1 protein-coding gene is annotated in these 3,353 nt (G+C 35.5%); it reads right to left on the bottom strand.

From position 1 onward, the window contains the following. Positions 1-3,353: SEC10/PgrA surface exclusion domain-containing protein (locus I2E70_RS10425; protein WP_195424684.1), on the bottom strand; the 3,353-nt coding region annotated here is incomplete at both ends.

The following is a 3,353-nucleotide window of genomic DNA, read 5'->3' on the forward strand; positions in this document are numbered from 1 at the left end:
GAAATCATCTTGTGATCTACTTTATCGTTAAAGACTTCGCTTTGTCTTGTACGAGTATTTAAATAGGCTTCCCTAACTGCTTCATATTGTGCAGTTGCATCTAATTGATCTTGTAGAAATATTTTAAGTTTAGCTTCCTCTCTTGCTACATTCTCAAGTGCTAAACGATGCTCTTCAACTGCATTCTCATATGCTTCTTTTGCTTTCTTCAAATATGCATCAGCATTTTCAAGATGATCCAAAAGTGTTTCTAAAGCAACTAAATTAGTCTTTAATTTAGAAATTTCATTCTTTATTTGACTTTCTTTATCTTTTAACTCTTCAACCTTATTCTGACGGTTTCTGAGTTCTGCTTCATCTGTAGCTTTTACAGCTTTCATATCTGAAAGAACTTTAAGTTCTTTATCCAATTCTGCACGCGCATCTGCTAAAACTTTTTGTTTTGTTTGAATATCTGCATTTAGATTTTCAACCGCTGTTTGGGCTTTTGCATAACGAGTCTTGGCAGCAATCAATTGTCGAGAAGCCTCATCTAAATTCTTTTTCGCAAGAGGTGTCTTATCTGAGATTGAGTTTAATCTTGCAATCGTTTGACGTGTAGCATTTAAGGCTGCCAAATGTTTTTCATGAATTTTTGTTGCTTCATCTAAATTGTTTCTTGCAGTCTTATCTGTTGCTGTTGCTTTTTCAAGCTGCTCTTTTGCAGTTTCTAATGCTTTTTGCTTAACTTGAAGGTCTGCATTTAAGTTATCCAGAGCTGTTTGAGCTTTGATATATCTTGTTTCAGCATCTTCTTTTAGTTGTTTCGCATTGTCGTATTTCTTTTGTGCACTTGGAGTTTGATCAGGAACTGACATTAATTCTGCTACAAGTTTTTGAGTTTGTTTCAGATTTTGATTCGCATTTTGATTTTCTAGTTTTGCTTTTTCAAGATCAGATTTAGCTTTTACTTCTGCTGTTGTAGCCTGGTCTAAATTGTCTTTTGCATTTGCTAAAGCTTGACGCTTGCTTTGAATATCAGCATTTAATTGATCAAGTGCATCTTGAGCCTTATTAAATTGGGTTTGGGCTTCATTATAATTTTGTGTAGCGATTTCCAATTTAGTAGTAGCTGCAGGTGTTTGATCAGGAGTAGCTTTCAGAGCATCTAATTTTGCTGTCGTTTCTTTGAGAGCTTTTGTACTTTTATCGTTTTCTGATTTAGCTTTTTTCAAACGATTCTGTGCAGAATCATTTGCCGTATTTGCTGTAGTCTGCTTAGCTTTAGCAGCTGTTAATTCATCTTCCATTTTTGAAGTATCAAATGGAGTAGCTAGAGGTTTAGCAATCCCTTTATCATAATAATCGTCAACAGTTACAAAATGGTATTCACCAGTTTGTTCATCTTTAACATATTCAAGATGTGCATCTTGACCTTTGAATTCAATAAAGTGCATGCGTCCAACACCACTTGGTGTGAAACTATTTGCAGCTCCAATTGCCCGAATATTTGTAGGAGCTTTCTGCCCAATCATAAGTTTCATATGTCCAAAATAAGCATGAACATCATTTGTCATAAAACTAATTACAGCATCATATACCTCACGATACAATTGAGACATTGTTGCTTTACGAGTTTCTTTAGCTTCTGAATAATACGCACCATAACCAAGCAAAGTATTATCATAGCTCATGTTTTCTCCAGTCCATACGATGGAATCTAATCCATCTTTCGCTAAAGCAGTATCGCTGTGACTTGTGCTATATGGTTTATTTTCTTCAGCATAGGCTTTTGCAATGTTTTTGACACCCTGAACAGATTCTTCAGTGACAATATAATGATGACTACCCCAAACTTGGTCTTGCAGATTGTTGGCGAGAAGTGCATAATATTGGCTCAAAGCTTCAATTTGCTTGTCAGTTAAATTGTCTAAATCTACGACTGAATCATCGATCGGCAAAACAATATCCTTGTTTGACCATTCCTTTATGAATATATTTTGGTGTTCAGGGGAATATTCTGTTAATGCAGTTCCAAAATCATATTTACTATCTTTGAACCATTTTTGAATAACGTCGTTTAAGGCATTTTTATTTGCGTCTGAGTCATCAGCAAGGTAAGCCTTATAGGCATCAATGACATCTTGAGGCAATTGAGGAATAGTGAGATTTTTAATTGCTGCAATTTGTTGATTCAGCATTTCAACTGCTTGATCAGCCTTCTCTTTATTCTCTTTTGCTTCCTGAGCTACTGATGTTGCACTCGCTAGCTCATTTGAAGTTTCATTTACTTTAGCCTCTTCTTGGTTTTTCTTAGTAGTTAAAGCTGAAATTTCTGAAGCTTTTTTAGCATCATTTTGTTTAGCTGTTTTGAGCTCTTCTTCTGCACGAATCTTACTATTTTGTTTATTTGCTAAATCATTTGCTTTACTATCACGATTTGCAATTGTTTGGGCAAGTTGTGATTCAGAAGCATCAAGATTACTTTGCGCTGATACCTTATTTTCTTGAGCTTTCTTTAGATTCTCTTGTGCTTGTTTTTGTTTTTCCTCAGCAGATGACAAGTTTTTCGCCGTTTCTTGGCTTTTCTTTATTTGATCTGTTTCGACAGACTTTGCATTTTTTAGTGCAGTAGCTTTTTTATCATCCGCTTCTTTGGCACGATCGAGTTCCTGTTTTGCTGTATTTTCAGTTGCTGTTTTAGCATCTAAATTTATTTTAGCAGCATCACGTTCTGCTACAATTTCTTCAACGCCAGTACCGTCTAAAACTTTCTGAGCAGTTTCTTTCTCTTTTTGAGCCTTCACTAATGCACTCGCTGCTTCTTCTGCAACCTTTTTAGCATCTGCTAATTGTTTAGCAGAAACCTGACTAGCACTAAGTTGCGTTTTTTCATCAGCTGAAGCTTTACTGAGTTCTTCAGCTTTATTTTTGTCTTCGCTAATAGCATTTTCCAAAGCCTTTTTCGCTGATTCTTCTGCTGATTCTTTTTCAGCTACATCACTTTTTGCTTTGTCTCTTTCAGCAATGATTTCCGATGCTCCAGTACCATCAAGATTTTTTTGTGCAGTTTCTACTGCTTCCTCAGCTGTCGAAACTTTCTTTTCTTGCTCTGAAATTTTATCTTGATCTTTTTTAATAACCTCTGATTGCTGATTACGTTTCTTCTCAGCTTCTAGAACTTTATCAGTTGCATCTTTTTGTGAAGTTTCCTTTTTCTCAATATCAGCTTTTACTTCTGATATTTCATTCTTGGTTTTTTCAATTTTTTCAGGCGTAGCTGATTCTTTATTTGCTTCAGCATTCTTTAAGTCAACATTTGCATCGGAAACTTTTGATGCAGCGGTTGCTTCCGAAGCCTTAGCGTTTTCTAA

The sequence above is a fragment of the Streptococcus parasanguinis genome, assembly GCF_015556095.1.
GTDB classification, from domain to species: Bacteria; Bacillota; Bacilli; order Lactobacillales; family Streptococcaceae; genus Streptococcus; species Streptococcus parasanguinis_Q.